The sequence below is a fragment of the Polaromonas sp. P1_G1 genome (assembly GCF_056405595.1).
The window spans coordinates 1-427 of record NZ_JBFUBU010000212.1 but is presented as its reverse complement, the minus strand read 5'-3'; the positions used below and the strand labels follow the sequence as shown (position 1 = coordinate 427).

The 427-nt window shown below is 61.8% G+C and carries 1 protein-coding gene; it reads right to left on the bottom strand.

The window, feature by feature from the left end; translation table 11 throughout:
* Positions 1–375, bottom strand: a 375-nt coding sequence (locus tag AC1D1Y_RS26515; RefSeq protein ID WP_477684972.1) for an acyl-CoA dehydrogenase family protein, incomplete at its 3' end; no start/stop codon positions are given.
* Between the last annotated feature and the right edge of the window lie 52 nt (positions 376–427).

Genomic DNA, 427 nt, shown 5'->3' with positions numbered 1-427 from the left:
GTATGCGCCGATGGTGTTGCCGCCCAGCATGTCCGGCAGCCAGCGGGCCTTCTGTTCGTCGGTGCCGAAGGTGAACAGTGGGAAGCACGAGAGGCTGTGCACGCTCACCGCCACTGCAACCGCTGCCCAGCGCGAGGCGATCTCTTCGAGGACTTGGAGGTACACCTCGTACGGCTGATCGCCGCCACCGAATTCCTCGGGATACGGAAGGCTCAGCAGGCCTGCCTGTCCGAGTGCGGGGAACACGCCTTCGGGATACTTCTCGGCCTTCTCGTATTCGTTGACCTTGGGCGCGAGTACCTTGTCCGCGACATCACGCGTCAGTTCGATGAGATCGCGAGCTTCTTGGCTGGGCATCAGGCGTTCGACGGGCACGGTCGGCTCCTAGCTAGGTAGTAGTACTGGGAACGATACTGCAGTACTGTCT